This is a genomic window from Streptomyces sp. NPDC054883 (assembly GCF_053610645.1).
The window spans coordinates 18,633-43,751 of the sequence record NZ_JBSGYT010000062.1; the positions used below are offsets into that span (position 1 = coordinate 18,633).

Below are 25,119 nucleotides of genomic sequence, written 5' to 3' on the forward strand. Positions count from 1 at the left end.
GATGCAGTTCCTTCTGGCGTTCATCGTGGCCGCACCGCTCCTCGGCGCCGTCGCGGCCCTGCTGCCCGCCCCGCCCGGGCTCCGGGGAAGGAGCCCCGAACAGGCCGTGCTGCGCCACGGCGTGACCGTCACCGGCGTGATCCTCGCCGCGGCGATCGCCCTCGCCGTGGGCTTCGACCAGGACACCCCGTCCCGCTTCCAGGCGACGACGGACATCAGCTGGATCCAGGCGCTGAACATCCGGATCCACCTCGGCGTCGACGGCATCTCGCTCCCCCTCCTCCTGATGACCGCGCTGCTGTTCTTCCTGTGCGCGCTCTACAGCTACTTCAAGCTGCCCGACGGCCCCTCCCCGAAGGCGTTCGTCGCACTGCTGCTGGTCCTCGAGTCCGGCACCCTCGCGACCTTCGCCGTCCTCGACCTGCTGCTGTTCTTCCTCGCCTTCGAGATGGTCCTCATCCCGATGTACTTCCTCATCGCCCGCTGGGGCGGTGCTCAGCGGCAGGCCGCCGCCTGGAAGTTCATCCTCTACACCCTCCTCGGGTCCGTGGTCATGCTGCTCGGTCTGCTGCTGATCGGACTGAACAGCGGCACTTTCGACATGGTGGCACTCGCCTCTGACAACGGCCGTGGACTGACCCACACCACCCAGTTGCTGGCCGTCCTCGCCATCGGCATCGGCCTCGCCGTGAAAACCCCGATGTGGCCGCTGCACAGCTGGCTGCCGGACGCCCACACCGCCGCGCCCACCGTCGGCTCCGTCCTCCTGGCGGGCGTGCTGCTGAAGATGGGCACGTACGGGTTCGTGCGGATCCTGCTGCCGGTCACCCCGGAGGGCATGCAGACCTTCGCCCCCTACCTCGGGGCGTTCGCCGCCGTCGGCATCGTCTACGGATCCCTCGCCTGCCTCGCGCTGACCCGCAAGGGCAACAAGGGCGACCTCAAGCGCCTCATCGCGTACTCCTCCGTCGGGCACATGGGCTTCGTGCTCCTCGGCATCGCGTCCATGACCCCCACCGGCGTCAACGGCGCGCTCTTCGCCAACATCGCCCACGGCCTGATCACCGGCCTGCTCTTCTTCCTGGTCGGCGCGCTCAAGGACCGCTACGGCACCGCCGATCTCGACACCCTCGCCGGAGCCACCGGCGCCGCCCTCTACGGCCGCGCCCCCCGCCTCGGCGCGCTGCTCGCCTTCGCCGCCGTCGCCTCCCTCGGGCTGCCCGGCCTGGCCGGCTTCTGGGGCGAGATGCTGGCCCTGTTCGGCGCGTTCGACCCGGCCGCTGGCCTGTCCCGGCCGGCCTTCCTCACCTACATGGCGGTCGGCGCCTTCGGCACCCTGCTCACCGCCGCATATCTTCTGATCGTCGTACGCCGGGTGTGCATGGGCGACCCGAAGGAGGGCCCCGAACTCTCCCTCGCCGACGTCCAGCGCTACGAATTCGCCGCCTGGACGCCGCTCGTCGCCCTCACCGTCCTCGCCGGCCTGTGGCCCGCCGTCCTCCTCGGCCTCACCGACCCGGCCGTCCAGCAGCTCCTCGCAGGAGGCAACTCATGACGGTCCTGTCCGTCGCGGCCGCCCCGGCCGGCCCCAGCCTCGTCCAGTCCGTCGACTGGCTCGCGATCACACCCGTCCTGATCCCCGCCGCCGTCGCGCTCGTCGTACTGGTCGCCGACCTCTTCGTGGCGCAGAAGCACAAGCCGCTCCTCGGCTGGCTCTCCGTGGCCGGGCTCGCCGCCGCGACCGCCTCCCTGCTGCCGCTGCGCGCCGGCGACCGCGCCACCTTCTGCCTCACCGGCGATCCCGGCGCGTGCAGCTACACGGCCGACCACTTCGCGCTCGTCGTCCAGTTCCTCGTCCTGGCCGGCGCCCTCGTCACGGCCCTGCTGTCGGTCACCGCCGTCCACGAGACGCGCATGCCCGCGGGCGAGTACTGGTTCCTGCTGCTGTCCTCCGCCGCCGGCGCCGCCCTGCTGCCCGCCGCCCGTGACCTCGCCACCCTGATCGTCGCCCTCGAAGTCGCCTCACTGCCCGCCTTCGCCCTCGTCGGCATGCGCCGTGGCGACCGGCTCTCCTCCGAGGCCGCCCTCAAGTTCTTCCTGTCCTCCGTCACCGCGACGGCCGTCTCGCTGCTGGGCGTCAGCTTCGTCTACGGCGCCACCGGCACCCTGCACCTCGCCCGGGTCGCCGACCGCCTCGAAGACGTCCCCGCGCAGCTCGACACCCTCGCGATGGCCGGCGTCGCCCTCACCCTCGTCGGCTTCGCCTTCAAGACGGCGGCCGTCCCCTTCCACTTCTGGGTCCCGGACACCTACGTCGGCGCGCCCCTGCCCATCGCGGGCTACCTCTCGGTGATCGGCAAGGCCGTCGGCTTCACCGGCCTGATCCTCGTCACGGTCATCGCCTTCCCCGCGTACTCCGACGTCTGGGGCCCCGCGCTGGCGGTCCTCGCCGCCCTCACCATGACCGTCGGCAACGTCGCCGCCCTGCGCCAGAGCGCCGAGCGGCCGAACAGCGCCGTACGGCTGCTCGCCTGGTCCTCCGTCGGACAGGCCGGCTACCTGCTGGTACCGATCGCCGCGGCCGCGTACGCCGATCGCGACCAGGTCGGCTCCACCGTCGCGTACGCGCTCATGTACGGCGCCGTGAACCTGGGCGCCTTCGCCGTGGCCGCGCTGGTGGCCCGTACGAAGCCGCTGCACCGGATCAGCGACTACCGCGGCCTGTACGCCGAGCGCCCCCTGGCCGCCCTGACGCTGGCGTTCTTCCTGCTCTGCCTCGCCGGCCTGCCGCCGGGCATCATCGGCCTGTTCGCCAAGGTCACCGTCTTCCGGTCGGCGGTGGACGCCGGCCTGGGATGGCTGGCCGTGGTCATGGCGGTCAACGTGGTCATCGCCCTCTACTACTACCTGCGGTGGACGGCCCTGCTCTTCCGCCCCCCGGCCACCGGGGAAGCCCCCGCCGCGGCTCCCGCGCCCTGGCCGGTGACCGTGGCGATCGTCCTCACCGGGGTCACCGCCCTGGTCCTCTCGGGAGCGCCGCAGCTGGTGCTGCGCTTCGCGTCGGGCAGCCTGTTCCCGCAGTAGCCCCCGCGGCTGGCCCCGCCGCGTCGCCCGGACGGCGCAACGCCCCGGGCCGCCCCCCCACCCGGGCGGGCCGCGGGGAGGCGACCCGGGAACCTGGCGCGCTCACCTCGCGTTGACCAGGAAGGGAGGGTCCACTGGACCGGAAGACCCTCCGTTCCACCGATCCTGGACGGGTTCCCCCTGCCGCACCATTTGGAGGGCGTACCGTGCACCGCCGGCACAACGGGCTGAAGACCGCCGTACTCCTCGGCGGGCTGTCGGCACTCATCATCGTCATCGGAAGCTTCTTCGGGCGGGGCGGCCTCATCGTCGCCGTCCTCATCGCGCTCGGGACGAACGCGTACGCGTACTGGAACAGCGACAAGCTGGCTCTACGCGCGATGCGCGCCCGCCCGGTCAGCGAGTTCGAGGCCCCCTCCCTCTACCGCATGGTGCGCGAACTCTCCACCTCCGCGCGCCAGCCGATGCCCCGGCTCTACATCTCGCCCACCGAAGCCCCCAACGCCTTCGCCACCGGCCGCAATCCACGCAACGCCGCCGTGTGCTGCACCGAGGGCATCCTGCGCATCCTCGACGAGCGCGAGCTGCGCGGCGTCATCGGGCACGAGCTGAGCCACGTCTACAACCGGGACATCCTCATCTCCTCGGTCGCCGGAGCCCTCGCCTCCGTGATCATGTTCCTGGTGAACTTCGCCTGGCTGATCCCGGTCGGCCGCTCCAGCGACGACGAGGGGCCCGGCATCCTCGGCATGCTGCTGATCATGATCCTGGGCCCGCTGGCCGCCTCCGTGATCCAGCTCGCCATCAGCCGCTCGCGCGAGTACGAGGCCGACGCCTCCGGCGCCCAGCTGACCGGGGACCCGCTGGCCCTGGCCAGCGCCCTGCGCAAGCTCGACGCGGGCACCAAGCAGCTCCCGCTGCCGCCCGAGCCCCGACTGGAGACGGCCAGCCACATGATGATCGCCAACCCCTTCCGCCCGGGCGAGGGACTGTCCAAGATGTTCTCGACGCACCCCCCGATGGCCGAGCGCATCGCCCGGCTCGAACAGATGGCAGGCCGGACCCAGTGAAGACCATCCTGAACGTCATTTGGCTCGTCCTCAGCGGCATCTGGCTGTTCCTGGGCTACTGCCTCGCGGGCCTGATCCTCTGCATCACCATCATCGGCATCCCCTTCGGGATCGCCGCCTTCCGCATCGCGCTGTACGCGCTCTGGCCCTTCGGCTACACCACGGTCGAACGTCACGACGCGGGCGCCGCGTCCTGCGTCGGCAACGTGCTCTGGCTCGTCCTGGCCGGCTGGTGGCTGGCCATCGGCCACATCGTCACGGGCCTCGCCCTGTGCGTCACGATCATCGGCATCCCCTTCGGCATCGCCAACTTCAAGATGGTCCCGCTCTCCCTGCTCCCGCTGGGCCGCGAGATCGTCCCGACGGACGCCCACTTCGCCTCCCGCTGACCGGTCCGCGCAGGTCAGGGGCGATTGTCAGTGGGGTGGTCCACCATGAACACATGACCGAGACCAAGCAGTTGCCGCAGCAAGTCCGCCGTCGACGGCCCAACTCCCCGCAGGCGTCCGGAAGGCCCTCAGCCGCCCCGCCGCGGACCGGGACGCGGTCCCATGGTGACCGCACGGGCGGCCGCTCCCGGCCGCGCCCGCCGCCCCCGCGCACCAGGAACCTGACCCGTCCTCAAACGGCCTTCCTGCGCAGCCTGCGCCCGGCATAGACCGCCGCGCCCAACGCCAGTACCGCCGCCCCGGTGACTGCCGACGCGGCGGGCAGCGCGCACGCGAGAACCACACAGCCGGCCAGCCCGACCACTGCCACGGCCCGGTCCTTGACACCTGAATCCAGAGTCCACGCCGAAGCGTTCGCGATCGCGTAGTAGACCAGCACTCCGAAGGAGGAGAAACCGATCGCACCCCGCAGATCCGTGGTGGCCGCGAGCAGCGCCACCACCGTGCCCACCGCGAGCTCCGCGTGGTGCGGCACCTGACGCCGGGGATGTACGGCGGCCAGCACCCGGGGCAGATGGCCGTCCCGGGCCATCGCCAAGCCGGTGCGCGACACCCCCAGCACGAGGGCCAGCAGCGAGCCCAACGCGGCCAGAGCCGCACCCGCCCGGACGACGGGGGCCAGTCCGGGCCACCCGGCCGCCCGCACCGCGTCGGCCAGCGGGGCCGTGGACCCCGCCAGCGCCGCGCCGCCGAGCACCGCCAGGACCGCCACGGCCACGGCGGCGTACACCAGGAGGGCGATGCCCAGCGCGATCGGCACGGCGCGCGGGATCGTCCGCTCCGGGTCACGCACCTCCTCGCCCAAGGTGGTGATCCGGGCGTAGCCGGCGAAGGCGAAGAACAGCAGCCCGGCACCCTGCAACAGCCCGGCCGCCCCTCCCCACTGCCCGCCCGCCGGGCCACCACCCAGCCGGCCCGGGTCCGCCGCGCCCGAGGTCAGACAGACGGCCACCACCACGGCCAGCACCACCAGCACCGCGGCCACGATCCCCCGGGCGATCCTGGCCGACTTCTGCACACCGCCGTAGCTCGCGGCGGTCAGCGCCACCACCGCCGCCACGGCCACCGCATGCTGCTGCCCCGGCCACAGGTACGCCCCGACGGTCAGCGCCATCGCCGCGCAGGAGGCCGTCTTGCCGACGACGAAACCCCAGCCGGCCAGGTATCCCCAGAACGGGCCGAGCCGCTCGCGCCCGTACACGTACGTGCCGCCGGAGGACGGGTAGCGGGCGGCGAGCCGTGCGGAGGACCGCGCGTTGCAGTACGCCACGACGGCGGCCAGCCCGAGGGCGGTGAGCAGCGCGCCGCCCGCCGGGCCGGCCGCGCGGGCCGCCGGGGCGAGCGCCGCGAAGATCCCGGCGCCGACCATCGCGCCCAGCCCCACCACCACGGCGTCGAAGACGCCGAGGGTGCGCCTCAGCCCCGTGCCCACCGGCACACCGTCCACCGGCAAGTTGTCCATGGGCGGAGGCTAACCGCCTCACATGACGCCCCGGGGTCGGGGGAGCGGCGAGCGCTGCTTCTCCCATCCGTCGAGGGCGGTCAGACAGGCATGGTCCAGGTGCCGCAGCCCGCTGAGGTCGAGCCGCACCGACTGGCCCGGCGGCACGCCGTCCAGGGAGTCCAGCATCTTGGGCAGCCGCAGGAAGCTGGCATTGCCCACCATCCGCACGCACAGCACGTCCCCTCCCGCCTCCCAGACCTCCTCGATGTGCACCTGGGAGGTCTCCCAGGCCGCCTTGGCGACGGCCAGTCCCAGGCCGACCAGCACGCCCTCGAAAAGGTTGGTGGCCACGATCGCGCCGGCCGTCGCCACCAGGACCAGCGCCTCGCCCCGGTGGGTGCGCCACAGAGCGGCGACCGCCTTGGCCGGGAGCAGCTTCCAGCCCGCGTGCAACAGCACCCCGGCCAGCGCGGCCAGCGGCACCGCTTCCAGCGCCCGCGGGAAGACCACGGCGAACAGCAGGAGCCAGCCGCCGTGCAGCACCCTGGCCGCCCGGGTCCGCGCCCCGGCTTCCACGTTCGCGGCGCTGCGTACGATCACGGCCGTCATCGGCAGCGCGCCGAGCAGCCCGCAGGCCAGGTTCCCCACGCCCTGGGCCACCAGTTCCCGGTCGTAGTCGGTGCGGGGCCCGTCGTGCATGCGGTCCACCGCGGCCGCACTGAACAGGGTCTCGGCGGAGGCGATCAGCGCGATCGCCGCGACCGTCCCGAACGCCCCCACGGAGGCCAGCGCCCCGAGGTCTTCCCACCGGGGCAGGGACACCGCGCCCAGGACGCCCGTCACCCGCACCCGCTCGACCGGCAGCCGCAGCAGCGCGGCCACCGCGGTGGCCGCGGTGACCCCGACGAGGGCGCCGGGGACGAGCCGCAGCCGGGCCGGCATCCGGCGCCACGCCACGAGGACGGCGATGGTCCCGGCCCCGAGCGCCACGGCCTCCCAGTCGGCCTGGCCGCCCAGCGCGGCGGCCCCGGCCAGCTTCTCCAGGGTCTTCGCCGGCGGCGTCACGCCGCTCAGGGCGTAGAGCTGCCCGGCGATCAGTACGAGCCCGATCCCGGCCAGCATCCCGTGCACCACGGCGAGCGAGATCGCCCGGAACCACCGACCTAGCCGCAGCATCCCCATGCCCAGTTGCGCCACCCCGGCAGCGGCCACCAGCATTCCGAGCGCGGCCGGGCCGTACGTCTGCACCGCCTCGTAGACGAGCACCGTCAGCCCCGCCGCCGGTCCGCTGACCTGGAGCGAGCTCCCACGGAACCAGCCGGTCACCAGTCCGCCGACGACCCCGGTCACTATGCCCAGCTCGGCCGGCACGCCGGAGGCGACGGCCACGCCCACGCAGAGCGGTAGCGCGACCAGCGCGACGACGACGGACGCCCCGAAGTCTTCGCGGAATGTCTCGGCCCCGGGCATGCGAGAACCCCCTGTCACACGGTGACGAACGGCACTCAGCGTGACGGGAGCACGGCCCGGTGCCTAGTGACCACTGGGAGCCCTGGCGGAGCATGCGCCGCTCACGCCCGGCGCACCCCACCCGCGCGCCCACGCCCCGCCGCGCAGGGCGGGCGGACGCGGCACGGCCAACGGGCCGGAAGGGCCGGGCGGCCCCGAGGTGCGCGTTCGGCAGGGCGAGGGCACAACGCGGGCTGCCGCCGAGGCGGTCCTCGGCGGCAGCCCGCGTTGCGCCCTGCCATGCCCGGCTAGACGCGCTCGCGGCAGGCCGCGGACTCCGATCAGCGGTAGTTCACGAACTGGATCGCGAAGTCCAGGTCCTTGCCCTTGAGGAGTGCCTGGATGGTCTGGAGGTCGTCGCGGCTCTTGGAGCTGACGCGCAGCTCCTCGCCCTGGACCTGCGCCTTGACGCCCTTGGGACCCTCGTCGCGGATGATCTTCGCGACCTTCTTGGCGTTCTCCTGGGAGATGCCCTCCTCGATCGTCGCGAAGATCTTGTACTCCTTGCCGGACAGCTGCGGCTCGCCGGCGTCCAGCGCCTTGAGCGAGATGCCGCGCTTGACCAGCTTGGTCTCGAAGACGTCGAGGACGGCCTTCACGCGCTCCTCGGAGTTCGCCTCCATGAGGATCTTCTCGCCGGACCAGGCGATCGACGCGCCGGTGCCCTTGAAGTCGTAGCGCTGCGAGAGTTCCTTGGCGGCCTGGTTGAGGGCGTTGTCGACCTCCTGCCGCTCGACCTTCGAGACGATGTCGAAACTGGAGTCGGCCATGTGCTGTGGCTCCTTGAAGTCGGCTGGCTGAGCCCCGTGGGGCCGCGGCCGGACATCCCCGGACCGCTCCGCAAAGCCTAGCCACCGCGCCCCGGTGCGGTGCTGATCAATCCGGTGGCGGAGCACCCCCGGGCATCGGGTATTGTTTACGTCGTTGCCACGGAGCGCCGCCGCAAGGCGGAAAAACGGCAACGTCCCTTGGCGGTGTGCCCGAGTGGCCAAAGGGAGCAGACTGTAAATCTGCCGGCTCAGCCTACCCAGGTTCGAACCCTGGCGCCGCCACGCGAGTGAGACCCTCGCCCACTACGGAAACGTAGGGGCGGGGGTTTCTTCGTATGTCCGCGGTCGGCAGCCGCCCTGCCGAGTGCCCCGCCGAGCGTGCCGCCCAGGGCCTGCCGAGCGCGCCGGGCGGACGGCTACTTCACCGGCTCCGTCACCGTCAGGTGGTAGGTCGTGTCGACCCGGAAGCCGTTCGTCGTGGCGCCGTCGATCTCCAGCACGAACTGGCCCGGCGGCAGCGGGGTGAGACCGCACCACAGACCCCAGGCCACCCGCGGGCTCCCCATGGCCAGGAAGGTCTTCGAGCTGAACTCGCGCACCGTCAGCGGCGTACTGTTCAGCGCCGCCGACGCCCGTGCCACGCCGAGCGCCCACGGCCCGGTCACGAACGGCACCGCCCTGCGCTGCGTGTTCAGCACCGGGAAGAACACCGGCCGGCCCGCCGGGATGCCGCACCGGCGCACCACCCGGCCGCCGTACGTGCCCGCGAGGAACCACAGGTCGTCCGGCTGGCGCCACCCGGCGTTGCGCCCCGTCGTATCGGCGACGGGACTCTGCTCCTCCGGCGCCGACAGGGCCCACTTCCACCACCGGGCGGCGAGCCGGCCGCCCTCCGCGCCGCCCATGCGCCACTCGCCGTCGCCCATGCCCACCCCGGTACCTCACGCGACCGCCCCCTGCGGCCGGACCGCAGTGACCCTATCGGGGGCCCCGGACGCAACGATCAACGCGTCCCGTCGTTCATGTGGCGTGAATTGGACATCGAATACACGTGGCAAGGTCGGCGGCGGGGTACTCATCGCCCTGCTCGGCGCGGGGATCCCGGCCCTGCTCGGAGCAGCCCTGCACCCCCATGTCGGGGAGCCGTACCAGGAGACCCGGCTCTACTTCGGCACCGCGCGCCCCGTCGGTCAGGGGCCGGTCGACGAAGCGGAGTTCAACCGCTTCATCGACCGCGAGGTGACCCCCGCGTTCCCCGAGGGGCTCACCGTCCAGGACGCGCACGGCCAGTGGCGCGGCAAGGACGGGACGATCGTCCACGAGACGTCCTACGAAGTGGTGCTGCTCTACCCGCAGAAGGAGGCCGACGACCGCAGCGTGCGCATCGAGCGGATCCGCCAGGCCTACGAGCGGCAGTACGAGCAGGACTCCGTCGGCCGATCCGACGACGAGGTCACGGCGGAGTTCTAGCCCCCGCCCCGGCGCCCGCCCCGGTCAGTTGCCCGCCACGTCCTTGACGGCGACCGCGACCGGGGTCGACCCGGAGACGAGTTCCAGCGTCAGGCCCGCCGTCGCCGGAGTCTCCACCAGCTCCGCCAGCACCGCCGCCACGTCGTCGCGCGGGACCGACCCCCGCCCGGTGCGCGCCTCCAGGCGGACCAGCCCGGTACCGGCGCTGTCGGTCAGCGCGCCGGGGCGCAGCACCGTCCACTCCAGGCCGAGGCGGGTACGGAGGTGGTCGTCGGCCTCCCCCTTGGCGCGCAGGTAGTAGTCGAACACCTCCTCGCCCTCGTGGCGGGCGTCCGCGCCCATCGAGGAGACCATCAGGAAGCGCCGTACGCGCGCGCGTTCGGCCGCGTCCGCGAAAAGTACCGCTGCCGCACGGTCCACCGTGTCCTTGCGTTCGATGCCGCTGCCCGGACCGGCACCGGCCGCGAACACCGCCGCGTACGCGCCCTGGAGGATCCCCGCCACGTGCTCGACCGTGGCCGACTCCAGGTCGCACAGCACCGGTTCGGCGCCCGCCTCCCGCAGGTCGTCGCCCTGCTCCGGGTCGCGGATGATGCCCGCGACCTCGTACCCGCGCGCGGAGAGCAGCCGCTCCAGCCGCAGCGCGATCTGACCGTGTCCACCCGCGATGACGATGCGCATGTCCCGACCGTACGACGAGCCGGGCCCGCCCGCCCGCCCGCGAACGGGCGGCGAACGGCCGGTGCCGGTTCGGCGCCGCTCAGGGCCCCGGCTCCGTGCGCCCCTGCCGGGGCAGGTCCAGGGCCACCGCCACCGCCGAGTCGCAGTACTCCCGTACGGCACTCGTACGGGCTACCACCCGCCCCCGGTGGATCACGATGCGGCTGTACGCCAGGGACAGCACCCCCGCAATGCGGTCACCGCGTACGGCGAGCAGCTCCGCCGGGAAGCCGGCCGCCACCCGGACCTCCGGGAGGCCCATCGCCTCCCGGGCGGCGGTGCTGACCGCCTCGTAGGCCTCCGGCGGCCGCAGACCGCCCTGGGAGGCCAGCAGGTACGCGGCTTCGAGCGGGTCGCCGCGGCCGACGGGGTTCCCCGCGTCCCGCAGCGCCCCGCTCCCCGCCGCGACCCGGACGCCGGCTGTGCGCAGGAGGCGTACGGGCGCGGTGCGCAGCCCCCGGCGCTCCAGGGCGGCGCAGTCGCCCTGCGGGAGGCAGACCACCCCGATCCCGGCCGCGGCCAGCTCGTCGGCGACGCGGCTCGCCACGTCCAGCGGGAGCCGCGAAAGGCCGCCGCAGGGGCCGATGGTCACGCCGGGACGCAGGCCGGCGGCCATCGCCGCGAGCCGGGCGAGGCGGCCGGGATCGTCACCGTCCGTGTGCAGGTCGACGGGGCAGCCCTGCTCGCCGGCCAGTTCCAGGACGGCTTCGAGGTAGCCGGCCGGGTCGGGGTCCAGGTCCGGGCAGCCGCCGATCACCGAGGCCCCCATCTTGACCGCGTCGCGCAGCAGGGCACGGCCGTCCGCCCCGGCGGCACCGGTCAGCAGGCGGGGGACGGCGACCGCCGTCAGGTCGGCGAGGCCGCGCAGCGAGCGGCGGGCCTGGAGCACGGCCTCCAGGGGGCCGAGCCCGCGGGCGTCGCCGATCCGTACGTGGGACCGCACGGCGGTGGCGCCGTGGCCGAGCTGGAGCAGGGCGGCCTCGGTGGCCCGGCGCTGGACCTCGTCGGTGGCGTACGACACGGGCCCCTCGCCGTCCGCCGTCAGGGCGGTGTCCCCGTGGGCGTGCGGTTCGGCCGGGGCGGGGAGCAGCAGGTAGCCGCTCAGGTCGACCCGGGAGAGGGCGGGCATGGGCAGGCTGCCGGGGGTGCCCACCGCCTGGATGCGGTCGCCGCGCAGCCGGACGTCGACCGTGCGGCCGTCGGTGAGGCGGGCCCCGGCGAGCAGCAGCGTGGTGGTCTCGGCGCCCCCCGCGGCCGGCCCTCCGGCGGCGCCGCGGGCGGCCCCGTAACCGCCGCCGTCACCCCGGCCACCGCGCGGGGGAGGGGAGGGCTGCTGCGGCTGGCTGTCGGACATCGCGCTCCTGTGGTGGCTCGGGCGGTTCCTGGGCCACGGCCCGCGGCCCGCGGCCCAAGATCACGCAGCGTGCTCAGAGCCTAGGGCGCGGGGGTGTCCGGTTCGCGGAGGAGCGCAATAGTCGTACCGGTGAGCCGCGTGCGCCGCCGCGGGCGGCTGCTGTCCGACGTCACGTGACGTCGGACACAATCTCCGCGAATGACTGGGGAAAACGGGTCGGCCGTGGCTCGTGAGCCGACCGGGAATCCGGGCCGGAGCGCCTCCGAGCCCGGGCGCCCCAAAGGATTTGGGCGATCGGCGGGCAACCGTGTAATGTCTTCATCGCTCGCCCCAATAGCTCAGTCGGTAGAGCGTCTCCATGGTAAGGAGAAGGTCTGCGGTTCGATTCCGCATTGGGGCTCTGGTGAGAGAGGTTCCCCACCCTCGGGTGGGGAGTCGATCACATCAAAGCGGCGTAGCTCAGTCGGTAGAGCAAGCGGCTCATAATCGCTGTGTCACCGGTTCAAGTCCGGTCGCCGCTACACACAGTAGCCGATTGCGGGGTCGGTCTCCCGGTCGGCTACTCTTGTATGCGTTCATCCGTCCCAATTGTCCGTCAAGGAGCACTCACGTGGCTGCCACCGACGTCCGCCCGAAGATCACGCTGGCCTGCGTGGAGTGCAAGGAGCGGAACTACATCACCAAGAAGAACCGGCGTAACAACCCGGACCGTCTTGAGATGAAGAAGCACTGCCCGCGCTGCAACTCGCACACCGCGCACCGCGAGACCCGCTAAGCCTTAGCGAGTCTCGAATACAGGCACCGTCATGAGGTCGTCCCCTTCATTGGGGGGCGGCCTTGTGTCGTTTCCGCACGGGCTGGTGAGGTGCCGGGCCGGTACCGCGGATGCCAGTGACAGATGATGGACTGATCGACGCGGGACGCCCGCCGTCCGACCGCGCCCGATGGCGGTCGACGGCGCCCGGGACTTCCGCGTCCCCCAACAGGAGGTAGTGAGCCATGGCCCTCGACCAGACCTTCGTGGGGCGGAGCTACCCGCCCACCGATCCGTACGAGGTCGGCCGGGAGAAGATCCGCGAGTTCGCGGTAGCGGTGGGTGACGAAAATCCCGTCTACACCGACCCGGAGGCCGCGAAGGCGTTCGGTCACCCGGATGTGATCGCGCCGCCGACTTTTGTGTTCGCCATCACGTTCAAGGCGGCGGGCCGGGTCATCGAGGACCCGCAGCTCGGGCTGGACTACAGCCGCGTCGTGCACGGCGATCAGAAGTTCGCGTACGTCCGCCCGGTGCGAGCGGGGGACCGGCTGTCGGTGACCTCCACGATCGAGGCCGTGAAGTCGATGGCGGGCAACGACATCATCGACATCCGCGGTGAAGTGCACGACGAATCCGGCGAGCACGTGGTGACGGCGTGGACCAAGCTCGTGTCCCGCGCCCCTGAGGAGGTCTGAGATGACCGCGCAGATCCAGTACGCCGACGTCGAGGTCGGCACCGAGCTGCCGGCGGGCTCCTTTCCCGTGACGCGCGCCACGCTCGTGCGGTACGCGGGTGCTTCGGGTGACTTCAACCCGATCCACTGGAACGAGAAGTTCGCCAAGGAGGTCGGGCTGCCGGACGTGATCGCGCACGGCATGTTCACCATGGCCGAGGCGATCAGGGTGGTCACCGACTGGGTGGGCGACCCGGGTGCGGTCGTCGAGTACGGGGTCCGGTTCACCAAGCCGGTGGTCGTCCCGAACGACGAGCGGGGCGCGCGGATCGAGGTCACGGCGAAGGTCGCCGCCAAACTGGACGACAACCGGGTCCGCGTGGACCTGACGGCGACGAGCGCGGACCAGAAGGTCCTGGGCATGTCCCGCGCGGTGGTCCGGCTGGGGTAGGGCGGGGCGGGGGCTTCGGGGGCGGGGTCCCGCTGGGCGGTATCGGTGAGGTGCTGGGGGTTTCCCGTCAGTCCACTGTCCTTTCGTGTCGGTCCGGCCCGTCAAGGGCGCTCGCTGCGCTCGCGTCGCTTCGCGATGGCCTTCGGCCACCCTTGACTGTCCGTCCCGCCCCGAAAAGCCAAAGACTGCCGGGAAACCCCCGAAGAACGGCCGGGCCGTTCGGGTTCACGACCCAGCCCCGCCGGCGATGGAAGCGGGGACTCTGGGGCGGAGCTCCAGGAAGCCCCGAGCGCAGCGAGGGGGCCCGCCCACCACGCCGCAGATCGCTACGCGCTCCCCCGAGACAGCGACTGCGGCCCGCCATGGGCTGGACATAAGCCGCCACCGATCGCTACACAGCTGACCTCATCTGGCGTCGACCAGCCCGTCATCGGCTGGCGAAAGCTTCCTCTCCTGCGCGAGGGCATCAGCGCCCGGCCCGTAGACAGCGCCGGTTGACGGCACCGTAAGCCTCCATCTCGCGCTCCGTACCCGAGGTGATCTCGCGTCGATCAGGACGCGACAACTCCTGATCGCTCGCACATTCTTGAACGACAGGTGTGAGCTGGGATGTCGTGGGTCTTCACGAGTCTCGTGTTGATCTGATCGCCACCAGGTCTCCTCACTGCTCAAGTCGCGGCTACGAAAGCTGCTGTGGCCGCCGCGGGCGGCTGGGCACGCGGCCGATGTCGATCTGCTCGACACCAGATCATGTGAGCTGGGTGCGATGTCTTCAGACGGATTGCGGACGCCCCTCCGTGGGGGATGGCTTGCGGCTGAGCCTCAGCTGCCGCCGCTCTGGTCGACGTCAGGCCCCTTCAGCCGGCCTCAGCCGATAGTTCTGGCCCCTCCCTGAGCCTTTGGACGCCTTCGGTAGGTGTCGAGTGACGGTTTGTGTGGTCTGTGTCCAGCCGACGACGGTCTGTTCGACACCAGAGCACGCCAGGTTGCCTTGGATGGGCGCATTTCGCCTCCTGCCGACCTGCACCCGCCCACAGAGAGGTGTTGGTGACGGTCTGGTCGGTCTATGTCCAGCCGACGACGGGCTGGTCGACGCCGGATGAGGTCAGCTGTGTAGCGATCGTTGGCGGCTTATGTCCAGCCCATGGCGGGCCGCAGTCGCTGTCCTGGAGGAGCGCGTAGCGATCTGCCGCGTGGTGGGTGGGCCCCTCGCTGCGCTCGGGGCTTCCTGGGGCTCCGCCCCAGACCCCGCGCCTCGATCTCCCCCAGCTACCTCCCCCAGACTCCGTCCGGGGGGACCCCCAGAGGTGCCCCCACGAGGCTGGATGTGCCGGGCGGCACCCAGGCCATCAGGAGGCTCCGGCGAGGCTCATGGTGCCGGGCGGTATCGAGGGGCTTGGCGGGGGCAGCCGCTGGATATGGCGGGCCCCATGGGGGATGGCTGTTCAGGGGCTTCGGATCGAGGTCGCTGAGGAACCTGCACCTGGGATCCGAACGGCCCGGCCGTTCTTCGGGGGTTTCCCGGCAGTCTTTGGCTTTTCGGGGCGGGACGGTCAGTCAAGGGTGGCCGAAGGCCATCGCGAAGCGACGCGAGCGCAGCGAGCGCCCTTGACGGGCCGGCACGACACGAAAGGACAGTGGACTGACGGGAAACCCCCAGCACCTCACCGATACCGCCCAAGGGGACACCGCCCCCCGACCCCGTGCCCCCCACCACCCCCCCCGCCCAGCGGGACCCCCCCCGCCCAGCGGGACCCCACCCCACCCGCCCCCGCTCCCCGCCTTGCCAAGTTAGTGATTGAGTACTAACTTTCTCTCATGGCAAGGATGAGCGCAGAAGAGCGACGCGAGAGCGTCATCCGTGCGGCGATGCAGGAGTTCGCCCGGGGCGGGTACTACGGCACCTCCACCGAGGTGATCGCCAAGCGCGTCGGTGTTTCGCAGCCCTACCTCTTCCGGCTCTTCCCCAACAAGCAGGCGATCTTCGTCGCCGCCGTCGCCCGCTGTACCGAGGACATCCGGCTCGTCTTCGAAGAGGCCGCGAAGGGGCGTTCCAGCGAGGAGGCCCTCCATTCCATGGGGGACGCCTACCTCAAGCTGATCGCCGAGCACCCCGACAAGCTGCAGATGCAGCTCCAGGCGAGCCTCACCGTCGCCGCCGCCGAGGCCGCCGGGGAGGTGGAGTTCGGGGAGATGGTGCGGGCCGGCTGGATGAGGCTGTGGGACACCGTCCACCTCGCGCTCGGGGCCGACATCGAGGAGACCACCGACTTCATGGCGCACGGGATGCTCATCAACACCCTCACCGCCCTCGGCTTCCAGCCCGGCCACCGGGTGTGGGCGGGGTGCTACCCCGCCGGCAAGGGGGCGATGGCGGCCGAGGAAGCGCCCGGTGATGGCCGGGGCGGCGAGGCGGACTCGTAGGCCGGTGCGAGGTGGCTGCCGGGCGGCGTCCCCGTCGCGCCCTCCCGCAGCTCTGTCTGATCAATGAAGTTAGTCAGCAATAACTAACATCGTCTCTCAGGGGGACCCGTGAACGACCAGATATCCGCACCATCCGTACCACCCACACCCGCCCTCAGCCGCTCCGCCGTCTGGGCCCTCGTCATCACCGGCGCCGCCAGCTTCATGGCCGCTCTCGACAACCTCGTCGTCACCACCGCCCTCCCCGCCATCCGCGCGGACCTCGGCGGCAAGCTCGAAGACCTGGAGTGGACGGTGAACGCCTACACGCTCACCTTCGCCGTCCTCCTCATGTTCGGCTCCGCCCTCGGCGACCGGTTCGGCCGGCGACGCCTCTTCATCGGCGGGCTCTCCGTCTTCACCGTCGCGTCCGCCGCGGCCGCCCTCTCGCCCGGCATCGACCAGCTCATCGCCGCCCGGGCCGTCCAGGGCGTCGGCGCCGCCGTCATGATGCCGCTCACGCTCACCCTGCTCACCGCCGCCGTCCCCGCCGCCCGACGGGGCATGGCCCTCGGCATCTACGGAGCCGTCACCGGTCTCGCCGTCGCCAGCGGCCCCCTCATCGGAGGCAGCCTCACCGAGCACGTCTCCTGGCAGTGGATCTTCTGGATCAACGTCCCGATAGGCCTGGCCCTGATCCCGCTCGCCCGCCTTCGCCTCGCCGAGTCCACCGCCCCCGACGCCCGGCTCGACGTCCCCGGCACCCTCCTCATCAGCGGTGGCCTGTTCGGGATCGTCTACGCCCTGGTCAACGCCAACGCCAAGGGCTGGACCAGCACCCCCGTGCTGACCGGCCTGATCCTCGGCGTCGCGCTCGTCGGCGGCTTCATCCGGCACGGCTCCGGCAACGCGCACGCCATGCTCCCCATGCGCCTCTTCCGCGACCGCGGGTTCCTCGGCATCAACCTCGCAGGCCTCCTCATGTTCCTCGGCATGTTCGGGTCGATCTTCCTGCTGAGCCAGTTCCTCCAGGGCGTCGCCGGCTACTCGCCCACCGAGGCCGGACTGCGCATGCTGCCCTGGACCGGAATGCCGATGATCGTCGCGCCGATCGCCGGGATCCTGTCCGACCGGATCGGCAGCCGTCCGGTCGTCACCGCCGGGCTCGCCTTCCAGGCGGTCGGGCTCGGCTGGTTCGCGGTGATCCTGAGCGCGGACGTCTCCTACGCCGCCCAGCTGCCCGCCCTCGTACTCAGCGGCATCGGCATGGCGCTGTACTTCGCCCCCGCCTCCAACGCGCTGATGTCCACCGTCTCGCCCGCCGACCAGGGCAAGGCCTCGGGCACCAACAACGCCCTCCGCGAGGTCGGCGGCGCCCTCGGGGTCGCCGTCCTGGCCTCCGTGTTCTCCGCCCAGGGCGGCTACGAGACCCCGCAGGCCTTCACGGACGGCACGGTCCCCGCGCTGTGGATCGGCGCCGGGGCCGTGGCCCTCGCCGCCGCGCTCGCCCTGCTGCTGCCCCGCAAGGCGAAGACCCCGCCAATCGCGACCGCAACCGCGACCGTCCCCGCCACCGGCGCGCAGAAGGTGCCCGCCGCGGGCTGAACCGCACGCCCGCCGAGTCACGGTCCGTGCCCCGCAAGGATGCGAGGGGTGCGGACCGTACTCTTGTCCCCGTGCAGGAACTCCACGACGCCCCCCTCGCCCCGCTGACCACCTTCCGGCTCGGCGGCCCCGCCGCCCGGCTGGTCACCGCGACCACCGACGCCGAGGTCGTCGACGCCGTCCGCGCCGCGGACGCCGCCGGCACCCCGCTGCTCGTCATCGGCGGCGGCAGCAACCTCGTCATCGGCGACCAGGGCTTCGCCGGCACCGCCCTGCGCATCGCCACCACCGGCTTCCACCTCGACGGCACCCGGCTGGAGCTCGCCGCGGGCGAGAACTGGAGCGACGCGGTCGCCCGCACCGTCGACGCCGGACTCGCCGGGATCGAGTGCCTCGCCGGGATCCCCGGCTCCGCCGGTGCCACGCCGATCCAGAACGTCGGGGCGTACGGCCAGGAAGTCTGCGACACCATCACCGAGGTCGTCGCGTACGACCGCGCCAGCGGCGAAACGGTCACCCTCAGCGCCGCCGAATGCGACTTCCGGTACCGCAACAGCACCTTCAAGGACCAGCCCGACCGCTACGTCGTCCTGCGCGTCCGCTTCGCCCTGGAAGACGCCGGCGGGCTCTCCGCCCCCGTCAAGTACCCCGAGACCGCCCGCGCCCTCGGCGTCGAGGCCGGCGACCGCGTCCCGGCCGCCGTCGCCCGGGAGACCGTACTGCGCCTGCGCGCGGGCAAGGGCATGGTCCTCGACCCGGCCGACCACGACACCTGGTCCGCCGGCTCCTTCTTCCACAACCCGATCCTGACCGAGGAGGCGTACGCCGCCTTCCTCGCCCGCGTCCAGGACCGCCTCGGCGCCGGCACCGCCCCGCCCGCGTACCCCGCCGGCGAGGGCCGTACCAAGACCAGCGCGGCCTGGCTGATCGACAAGGCCGGCTTCACCAAGGGCTACGGATCCGGCCCCGCGCGCATCTCCACCAAGCACACCCTCGCCCTCACCAACCGGGGCGAGGCCACCACCGAGGACCTCCTCGCCCTGGCCCGCGAGGTCGTCGCGGGCGTCCACGAGGCCTTCGGCGTCACCCTGGTCAACGAACCGGTGACGGTCGGCGTCAGCATCTGAGGGGTACCGGCCGCCATGCGATGTCCCCTGCACGGGGCCGGTACGGACCCCACCCGGCTGGTGGGCCGCGCGATCAAGGCGGTCGTCGCTTCCTGGCACGTCTACGAGGGCGAACGCTCGGAGGCGCCGCTCGACGTCTGGCTCCTCGACAGCGAGGGCGAGTCCACCCGCATCACCACCGGCTCCGACCAGTGCCTCATCGTCGAGTCCGAGATCCCGCACCAGCCGTACGACATGGGCGAGTGGGGCCGGATCGAGGTCGGTGAGGACCTCGGCGACCACCCCTTCCTGCGCCACCTCGGCGAAACGGTGGCCACCGTCGCCGAGTATGCCGCGCCCGAGACCGGCCGCACCCACCTGGAGATCGGCTTCGCCGACGGCGACCGGGTGCGCGCCGACTGCTACGAGGGGGACCTGCGGCTCACCCGGTGAGCCAGTGGTCGATCCCGTCCAGCAACTTGCCCTGTACCTCCTTGGGCGCCGCGGAACCGCGCACCGACTGGCGCGCCAGCTCGGCCAGTTCCTCGTCCGTGAAGGCGTGGTGGCGGCGCGCGATCTCGTACTGGGCCGCGAGCCGGGACCCGAACAGCAGCGGGTCGTCCGCGCCCAGCGCCATCGGCACCCCCGCCTCGAAGAGCGTGCGCAGCGGCACGTCCTCGGGCCGCTCGTACACGCCGAGGGCCACGTTGGAGGCGGGGCAGACCTCGCAGGTGATCTGCCGATCCGCGAGCCGCTTGAGCAGCCTGGGGTCCTCGGCGGCCCGGACGCCGTGCCCGACGCGGACGGCGTGCAGGTCGTCGAGGCAGTCCCGTACGGAGGCGGGGCCCGTCAGCTCGCCGCCGTGCGGGGCGGCGAGGAGACCGCCCTCGCGGGCGATGGCGAAGGCCCGGTCGAAGTCGCGGGCCATGCCGCGGCGCTCGTCGTTGGACAGCCCGAAGCCGACGACGCCGCGGTCGGCGTAGCGGACGGCGAGGCGGGCGAGGGTGCGGGCGTCGAGGGGGTGCTTCATGCGGTTGGCGGCGATGATGACGCGCATCCCGAGGCCGGTGTCGCGGGAGGCGGCGTCGACGGCGTCGAGGATGATCTCGACGGCCGGGATCATGCCACCCAGCAGGGGCGCGTATGAGGTGGGGTCGACCTGGATCTCCAGCCAGCCCGCGCCGTCCCGGACGTCCTCCTCCGCGGCCTCGCGGACCAGGCGGTGGATGTCGTCGGGCTCGCGGAGGCAGGAGCGGGCGGCGTCGTAGAGCCGCTGGAAGCGGAACCAGCCGCGCTCGTCGGTGGCGCGCAGCTTGGGCGGCTCGCCCGTGGTCAGGGCGTCGGGCAGGCGCACGCCGTACTTGTCGGCTAGCTCCAGCAGGGTGGACGGCCGCATCGACCCCGTGAAGTGCAGGTGCAGGTGGGCTTTCGGCAGAAGCGTGAGATCGCGTACGTGCTCCATCCGGTGATCCTGCCGTACCGCTGCGCTCGGCGGGAGGGGGTTTTGCCGATCGGGGGCTTGCTCGAACGCGCGGGCGGGCCGGTTTCCGCTGCGCGGGGCCTACCCGGGCTCCGCCCGGACCCGCGCCTCAATCGCCGGCGGGGCTTGGTTTCGCTCCGCCCGGACCCGCGCCTCAATCGCCGGCGGGGCTTGGTTTCGCTCCGCCCGGACCCGCGCCTCGGTCGCCGGCGGGGCTTGGTTCGGCCGTGCCGGACGGGGGAGGGGGCGGCGGGTGCCCGGGCGGGGGCTGGTTCTCCCGGACACGACTGAGCGGTGGCGCCCGGGAAGGGCGTCACCGCTCAGGGTGGATCAGAGGGGGCCGCCGGAGGCTCAGGCCTTGGCCTCCGCCAGGAGGTTCTGGATCCGGGTCACGCCCTCCACCAGGTCCTCGTCGCCCAGGGCGTACGAGAGGCGCAGGTAGCCCGGGGTGCCGAAGGCCTCGCCGGGAACGACCGCGACCTCGGCCTCGTCCAGGATCAGGGCCGCCAGCTCGACCGAGGTCTGCGGGCGCTTGCCGCGGATCTCCTTGCCGAGCAGCTCCTTGACCGACGGGTACGCGTAGAACGCGCCCTCGGGGGTCGGGCAGAGGACGCCGTCGATCTCGTTCAGCATCTTCACCATGGTCTGGCGGCGGCGGTCGAAGGCCTTGCGCATCTCAGCGACCGCGTCCAGGTTGCCCGAGACGGCGGCCAGCGCGGCGACCTGCGCCACGTTGGAGACGTTGGAGGTGGCGTGCGACTGCAGGTTGGTCGCGGCCTTGATGACGTCCTTCGGGGCGATGACCCAGCCCACCCGCCAGCCGGTCATCGCGTACGTCTTGGCGACGCCGTTCACGATGATGCACTTGTCGCGCAGGGCCGGGACCAGCACCGGGAGCGAGGTGAACTTCGCGTCGCCGTAGACCAGGTGCTCGTAGATCTCGTCCGTCAGCACCCACAGGCCGTGCTCCGCCGCCCACTCGCCGATGGCGCGGGCGTCGTCCTCGCTGTACACGGCGCCGGTCGGGTTCGAGGGGGAGACGAACAGGACGACCTTGGTGCGCTCGGTGCGCGCGGCCTCCAGCTGCTCGACGGAGACCCGGTAGCCGGTGGTCTCGTCGGCGACGACCTCCACCGGGACACCGCCCGCGAGGCGGATCGACTCCGGGTACGTGGTCCAGTACGGGGCCGGGACGATGACCTCGTCGCCCGGGTCGAGGATCGCGGCGAACGCCTCGTAGATGGCCTGCTTGCCGCCGTTGGTCACCAGGACCTGGGAGGCGTCGACCTCGTAGCCGGAGTCGCGCAGCGTCTTGGCCGCGATCGCGGTCTTGAGCTCGGGCAGGCCGCCGGCCGGCGTGTAGCGGTGGTACTTCGGGTTGCGGCAGGCCTCGACCGCCGCCTCGACGATGTAGTCCGGGGTCGGGAAGTCGGGCTCGCCCGCGCCGAAGCCGATCACCGGGCGCCCGGCGGCCTTGAGGGCCTTGGCCTTGGCGTCGACGGCGAGGGTGGCGGACTCGGAGATGGCGCCGATACGGGCGGACACCCGGCGCTCGGAGGAAGGCGTTGCAGAGGTCATACGGCAATCGTCCCAGACGGCAAACAGCGGTCGCACACCGTTTCACTGAGCGGACGGAGTGGATCCGGATGTCGCCCCGGCGGCTTCTGTTCGACGTCAGGGCCCGGACCACGTACACTCACCTGTCGTTGGTCCTCACCGGCCGCCCAGAGCGTGAGCACTCCGTGCACTCGCTCGGATGCGGTAGGTTGGGAACGCAAAGGGTCGTAGCTCAATTGGTAGAGCACTGGTCTCCAAAACCAGCGGTTGGGGGTTCGAGTCCCTCCGGCCCTGCTCCACACTCCTTCTCGGACGTGTGCGCAGGTACGTACTTCGATGCAACGCCGTGCGGCGCAACCGGGCGCGGCTACGGCCACGACCCGGATTCAGGTGAGAGACGTGACGGACGCCCTGGGCTCCATCGACATGCCTGACGCCGAGGACGACACCCGCGAGAAGAAGGCCCGCAAGGGCGGCAAGCGCGGCAAGAAGGGCCCCCTGGGCCGGCTCGCGCTGTTCTACCGCCAGATCGTCGCGGAACTCCGCAAGGTTGTCTGGCCGACTCGCAACCAGCTCACGACGTACACCACTGTGGTGATTGTCTTCGTCGTCATCATGATCGGTCTGGTGACCGTGATTGACTATGGGTTCCAGCAGGCCATCAAGTTCGTCTTCGGCTGATCCCCGCGGAGGGCGGCGCCTTGATGGGTGCCGCCCGTTTTCGCATGTTCGACCACCTTTTGTATCCAGGAAGAAGCAGCCACCGTGTCTGACCCGAACCTGAACGCGAGCCACGACTCCGTCGAGTCCGTCGAGGACGAGCTCGACATCGTCGAGGCGGCGGACGCGGACGTCGATGAGGCCGAGGCCGCCGACGCCGAAGCGGGTGCCGCTGCCGAGGAAGCCGCGATGCACGTCGAGTCCGACGACGAGGTCTCCGCCGAGGCCGACGCCGCCGACGACGCGGCCGACGCCGACGCCGACGCCGACGTCGAGGCTGCCGACGCCACCGAGGTCGAGTCCGAGGACGACGAGTCCGACGACGCTGCTGGCGACGATGACGACGCCGTGGAGGACGCCGCCGAGGCCGGGGCCGAAGAGCCCGCCGAGCCGGTCGACCCCATCGAGGCGCTGCGCGACGAGCTCCGCCGGCTGCCCGGCGAGTGGTACGTGATCCACACCTACGCGGGCTACGAGAAGCGCGTGAAGGCCAACCTGGAGCAGCGCGCCGTCTCGCTGAACGTCGAGGAGTTCATCTACCAGGCCGAGGTGCCCGAGGAAGAGATCGTCCAGATCAAGAACGGCGAGCGCAAGAACGTCCGGCAGAACAAGCTGCCCGGTTACGTTCTCGTCCGCATGGATCTGACGAACGAGTCCTGGGGCGTCGTCCGCAACACCCCGGGCGTCACCGGCTTCGTCGGCAACGCCTACGACCCGTACCCGCTGACCCTGGACGAGATCGTCAAGATGCTCGCCCCGGAGGCGCAGGAGAAGGCCGCCAAGGCCGCCGCGGAAGAGGCCGGTCTGCCCGCGCCCGCCGTCAAGCGCCAGATCGAGGTCCTCGACTTCGAGGTCGGCGACTCGGTCACCGTCACCGACGGCCCGTTCGCCACGCTCCAGGCGACGATCAACGAGATCAACCCGGACTCGAAGAAGGTCAAGGGCCTCGTCGAGATCTTCGGTCGCGAGACCCCGGTCGAGCTGAGCTTCGACCAGATCCAGAAGAACTGATCTTCTGGTCCCACGCTTCCGAACAGGTCAGAACGCCCCGTAAAGGGCGGTCTGACCTGCTCGGTTTTCAGCCCCGCACCGATACCCGTTATCGTGGTGCGGTATGCCTCCATCCGGATGACCGGATTGGCGGCGAAAAACTCTCACTAGGACCCGGAGAGAGCAATGCCTCCCAAGAAGAAGAAGGTCACGGGGCTTATCAAGCTCCAGATCAAGGCCGGTGCGGCCAACCCGGCTCCGCCGGTCGGCCCCGCGCTCGGTCAGCACGGCGTCAACATCATGGAGTTCTGCAAGGCCTACAACGCCGCGACCGAGTCGCAGCGTGGCATGGTCGTGCCGGTGGAGATCACGGTCTACGACGACCGCTCCTTCACCTTCATCACCAAGACGCCGCCGGCCGCGCGCCTCATCCTGAAGAGCGCGGGCATCGAGAAGGGCTCGGGCGAGCCGCACAAGACCAAGGTCGCGAAGCTCACGCGTGACCAGGTCCGCGAGATCGCCACGATCAAGCTTCCCGACCTGAACGCCAACGACCTCGACGCCGCCGAGAAGATCATCGCCGGCACCGCCCGTTCCATGGGCATCACGGTCGAAGGCTGATTCAGCCACCCCAGTTCCACCAGTGGTAGGGCCAAGCGCTGGCCCGCACCACGACTCCATGCCTGAAGCCGAAAAACAGGAGCAGAAGTGAAGCGCAGCAAGACTCTCCGCGCTGCGGACGCCAAGATCGACCGGGAGAAGCTGTACGCCCCGCTCGAGGCCGTCCGTCTCGCCAAGGAGACCTCCACGACCAAGTTCGACTCCACCGTCGAGGTCGCCTTCCGCCTGGGCGTTGACCCGCGCAAGGCCGACCAGATGGTCCGCGGCACCGTGAACCTCCCGCACGGCACCGGTAAGACCGCCCGGGTCCTGGTCTTCGCGACCGGTGACCGTGCTGCGGCCGCGGAAGCCGCCGGAGCCGACATCGTCGGCGACGACGAGCTGATCAACGAGATCGCCAAGGGCAACCGCCTGAACGAGTTCGACGCCGTTGTCGCCACGCCGGACCTCATGGGCAAGGTCGGCCGCCTCGGCCGCGTGCTCGGTCCCCGTGGCCTCATGCCGAACCCGAAGACCGGCACCGTCACCATGGACGTCGCCAAGGCCGTCACCGAGATCAAGGGTGGCAAGATCGAGTTCCGCGTCGACAAGCACTCGAACCTGCACTTCATCATCGGCAAGGTCTCCTTCACCGATGAGCAGCTGGTCGAGAACTACGGCGCCGCGCTGGACGAGATCCTTCGTCTGAAGCCGTCCGCCGCCAAGGGCCGCTACGTCAAGAAGGCCGCCCTCAGCACCACGATGGGCCCCGGCATCCAGCTGGACTCCAACCGCACCCGGAACCTCCTCGTCGAGGAAGACCCGGCTGCTGTCTGACCGGTCCGCGCCTGACTCCGGTCAAGGCCGGCCGAGTGGCTGAACGGGCCCCCCGCTCCCTCCCGGGAG

The 25,119-nt window shown here is 71.4% G+C and carries 24 protein-coding genes and 4 tRNA genes; 20 read left to right on the forward strand and 8 right to left on the reverse strand.

The genetic code is table 11. The features are described from left to right. The first annotated feature begins 1 nt into the window (after window position 1). The 4 genes from ACWGH1_RS31690 to ACWGH1_RS31705 all read left to right on the forward strand — a co-directional run bounded on the left by ACWGH1_RS31690 (window position 2) and on the right by ACWGH1_RS31705 (window position 4,543). The gene (locus tag ACWGH1_RS31690; protein ID WP_453354584.1) at window positions 2-1,555 is read left to right on the forward strand and encodes a complex I subunit 4 family protein; all 1,554 of its coding nucleotides are present in this window, start codon (window positions 2-4) and stop codon (window positions 1,553-1,555) included. Then, on the forward strand, window positions 1,552-3,084 hold the full coding sequence (locus ACWGH1_RS31695) for an NADH-quinone oxidoreductase subunit N (RefSeq protein ID WP_453354579.1): 1,533 nt from the start codon (window positions 1,552-1,554) through the stop codon (window positions 3,082-3,084). Before ACWGH1_RS31690 ends, ACWGH1_RS31695 begins: the two co-directional genes overlap by 4 nt. A 206-nt stretch (window positions 3,085-3,290) precedes the next feature. Next, window positions 3,291-4,154, forward strand: coding sequence for a zinc metalloprotease HtpX (htpX, locus tag ACWGH1_RS31700; protein WP_453356256.1), 864 nt, complete (start codon window positions 3,291-3,293; stop codon window positions 4,152-4,154). Continuing rightward, on the forward strand, window positions 4,151-4,543 hold the full coding sequence (locus ACWGH1_RS31705; RefSeq protein ID WP_453356257.1) for a YccF domain-containing protein: 393 nt from the start codon (window positions 4,151-4,153) through the stop codon (window positions 4,541-4,543). Before htpX ends, ACWGH1_RS31705 begins: the two co-directional genes overlap by 4 nt. Window positions 4,544-4,775: 232 nt before the next feature. On the opposite strand, the gene ACWGH1_RS31710 is transcribed toward ACWGH1_RS31705, so the two are convergent. The 3 genes from ACWGH1_RS31710 to ACWGH1_RS31720 all read right to left on the reverse strand — a co-directional run bounded on the left by ACWGH1_RS31710 (window position 4,776) and on the right by ACWGH1_RS31720 (window position 8,326). Beyond that, the gene (locus ACWGH1_RS31710; protein WP_453356258.1) at window positions 4,776-6,065 is read right to left on the reverse strand and encodes an APC family permease; all 1,290 of its coding nucleotides are present in this window, start codon (window positions 6,063-6,065) and stop codon (window positions 4,776-4,778) included. Between the two features lie 18 nt (window positions 6,066-6,083). Then, window positions 6,084-7,517 carry a SulP family inorganic anion transporter gene (locus ACWGH1_RS31715; RefSeq protein ID WP_453356259.1) on the reverse strand — a complete coding sequence of 478 codons (1,434 nt, stop codon included), beginning with the start codon at window positions 7,515-7,517 and terminating at the stop codon, window positions 6,084-6,086. A gap of 320 nt (window positions 7,518-7,837) precedes the next feature. Continuing rightward, window positions 7,838-8,326 (reverse strand): YajQ family cyclic di-GMP-binding protein, encoded by a 489-nt coding sequence (locus tag ACWGH1_RS31720; RefSeq protein WP_453357020.1) that lies wholly within the window; start codon window positions 8,324-8,326, stop codon window positions 7,838-7,840. Between the two features lie 200 nt (window positions 8,327-8,526). Here ACWGH1_RS31720 and ACWGH1_RS31725 point away from each other — a divergent pair. After that, window positions 8,527-8,608 (forward strand) — tRNA-Tyr (locus ACWGH1_RS31725). A 134-nt stretch (window positions 8,609-8,742) separates the two neighbouring features. Here the strand turns inward: ACWGH1_RS31725 and ACWGH1_RS31730 are convergent. After that, complete coding sequence (locus ACWGH1_RS31730) at window positions 8,743-9,252, reverse strand: hypothetical protein (RefSeq protein ID WP_453357019.1); 510 nt, start codon at window positions 9,250-9,252, stop codon at window positions 8,743-8,745. Window positions 9,253-9,355: 103 nt separating this feature from the next. Between ACWGH1_RS31730 and ACWGH1_RS31735 the strand changes: the two genes are divergently transcribed. Continuing rightward, the gene (locus ACWGH1_RS31735; RefSeq protein WP_453357018.1) at window positions 9,356-9,796 is read left to right on the forward strand and encodes a DUF3574 domain-containing protein; all 441 of its coding nucleotides are present in this window, start codon (window positions 9,356-9,358) and stop codon (window positions 9,794-9,796) included. Window positions 9,797-9,820: 24 nt separating this feature from the next. Here the strand turns inward: ACWGH1_RS31735 and ACWGH1_RS31740 are convergent, their stop codons facing one another. Together ACWGH1_RS31740 and ACWGH1_RS31745 are read right to left on the reverse strand one after the other, a co-directional pair. After that, window positions 9,821-10,477, reverse strand: a complete 657-nt coding sequence (locus tag ACWGH1_RS31740) for an SDR family oxidoreductase (protein ID WP_453357017.1) — start codon at window positions 10,475-10,477, stop codon at window positions 9,821-9,823. Between the two features lie 79 nt (window positions 10,478-10,556). Then, entirely contained in the window at window positions 10,557-11,870 is a 1,314-nt protein-coding gene (locus ACWGH1_RS31745) for an amidohydrolase family protein (RefSeq protein WP_453409223.1), read from the reverse strand. 327 nt (window positions 11,871-12,197) lie between these two features. On the opposite strand from ACWGH1_RS31745, the gene ACWGH1_RS31750 reads away from it, so the two are divergent. The 9 genes from ACWGH1_RS31750 (at window position 12,198) to ACWGH1_RS31790 (ending at window position 19,319) form a co-directional block, all read left to right on the forward strand. Beyond that, a tRNA-Thr gene (locus ACWGH1_RS31750) sits at window positions 12,198-12,270 on the forward strand. 48 nt (window positions 12,271-12,318) lie between these two features. Then, window positions 12,319-12,391 (forward strand) — tRNA-Met (locus ACWGH1_RS31755). Between the two features lie 89 nt (window positions 12,392-12,480). Further along, window positions 12,481-12,645 carry a 50S ribosomal protein L33 gene (gene rpmG / locus ACWGH1_RS31760; protein ID WP_003956487.1) on the forward strand — a complete coding sequence of 55 codons (165 nt, stop codon included), beginning with the start codon at window positions 12,481-12,483 and terminating at the stop codon, window positions 12,643-12,645. 224 nt (window positions 12,646-12,869) lie between these two features. Further along, window positions 12,870-13,322, forward strand: a complete 453-nt coding sequence (locus ACWGH1_RS31765; protein WP_453356254.1) for an FAS1-like dehydratase domain-containing protein — start codon at window positions 12,870-12,872, stop codon at window positions 13,320-13,322. A 1-nt stretch (window position 13,323) separates the two neighbouring features. Then, window positions 13,324-13,752 carry a MaoC family dehydratase gene (locus ACWGH1_RS31770; RefSeq protein ID WP_453356255.1) on the forward strand — a complete coding sequence of 143 codons (429 nt, stop codon included), beginning with the start codon at window positions 13,324-13,326 and terminating at the stop codon, window positions 13,750-13,752. Window positions 13,753-15,570: 1,818 nt separating this feature from the next. After that, window positions 15,571-16,176 (forward strand): TetR/AcrR family transcriptional regulator, encoded by a 606-nt coding sequence (locus tag ACWGH1_RS31775; protein ID WP_453356322.1) that lies wholly within the window; start codon window positions 15,571-15,573, stop codon window positions 16,174-16,176. A 108-nt stretch (window positions 16,177-16,284) separates the two neighbouring features. Beyond that, a complete protein-coding gene (locus ACWGH1_RS31780) occupies window positions 16,285-17,760 on the forward strand; it encodes an MFS transporter (protein ID WP_453356323.1) in 1,476 nt (491 codons plus the stop codon). 26 nt (window positions 17,761-17,786) lie between these two features. After that, window positions 17,787-18,887, forward strand: coding sequence for a UDP-N-acetylmuramate dehydrogenase (locus tag ACWGH1_RS31785; RefSeq protein ID WP_453356324.1), 1,101 nt, complete (start codon window positions 17,787-17,789; stop codon window positions 18,885-18,887). A 15-nt stretch (window positions 18,888-18,902) separates the two neighbouring features. Further along, the gene (locus tag ACWGH1_RS31790; protein ID WP_389662311.1) at window positions 18,903-19,319 is read left to right on the forward strand and encodes a hypothetical protein; all 417 of its coding nucleotides are present in this window, start codon (window positions 18,903-18,905) and stop codon (window positions 19,317-19,319) included. Here the strand turns inward: ACWGH1_RS31790 and ACWGH1_RS31795 are convergent. Beyond that, window positions 19,309-20,328, reverse strand: a complete 1,020-nt coding sequence (locus tag ACWGH1_RS31795) for an adenosine deaminase (protein WP_453409224.1) — start codon at window positions 20,326-20,328, stop codon at window positions 19,309-19,311. The two genes, ACWGH1_RS31790 and ACWGH1_RS31795, sit on opposite strands and share 11 nt — an antisense overlap. Before the next feature lie 369 nt (window positions 20,329-20,697). Further along, window positions 20,698-21,924 carry a pyridoxal phosphate-dependent aminotransferase gene (locus ACWGH1_RS31800; RefSeq protein WP_453357109.1) on the reverse strand — a complete coding sequence of 409 codons (1,227 nt, stop codon included), beginning with the start codon at window positions 21,922-21,924 and terminating at the stop codon, window positions 20,698-20,700. Window positions 21,925-22,124: 200 nt separating this feature from the next. Here ACWGH1_RS31800 and ACWGH1_RS31805 point away from each other — a divergent pair. The 5 genes from ACWGH1_RS31805 (at window position 22,125) to rplA (ending at window position 25,050) form a co-directional block, all read left to right on the forward strand. Beyond that, window positions 22,125-22,197: transfer RNA gene (locus ACWGH1_RS31805), tRNA-Trp, on the forward strand. A 105-nt stretch (window positions 22,198-22,302) separates the two neighbouring features. Then, window positions 22,303-22,584: a preprotein translocase subunit SecE gene (gene secE / locus ACWGH1_RS31810; protein WP_037792022.1), complete on the forward strand. Its 282-nt coding sequence runs from the start codon at window positions 22,303-22,305 to the stop codon at window positions 22,582-22,584. Window positions 22,585-22,668: 84 nt separating this feature from the next. Next, window positions 22,669-23,634, forward strand: a complete 966-nt coding sequence (gene nusG / locus ACWGH1_RS31815; protein ID WP_453357341.1) for a transcription termination/antitermination protein NusG — start codon at window positions 22,669-22,671, stop codon at window positions 23,632-23,634. Window positions 23,635-23,799: 165 nt separating this feature from the next. After that, window positions 23,800-24,234 carry a 50S ribosomal protein L11 gene (rplK, locus tag ACWGH1_RS31820; RefSeq protein WP_453357340.1) on the forward strand — a complete coding sequence of 145 codons (435 nt, stop codon included), beginning with the start codon at window positions 23,800-23,802 and terminating at the stop codon, window positions 24,232-24,234. Window positions 24,235-24,321: 87 nt separating this feature from the next. Continuing rightward, window positions 24,322-25,050 (forward strand): 50S ribosomal protein L1, encoded by a 729-nt coding sequence (gene rplA / locus ACWGH1_RS31825; protein WP_453357339.1) that lies wholly within the window; start codon window positions 24,322-24,324, stop codon window positions 25,048-25,050. The last annotated feature ends 69 nt before the right edge of the window (window positions 25,051-25,119 follow it).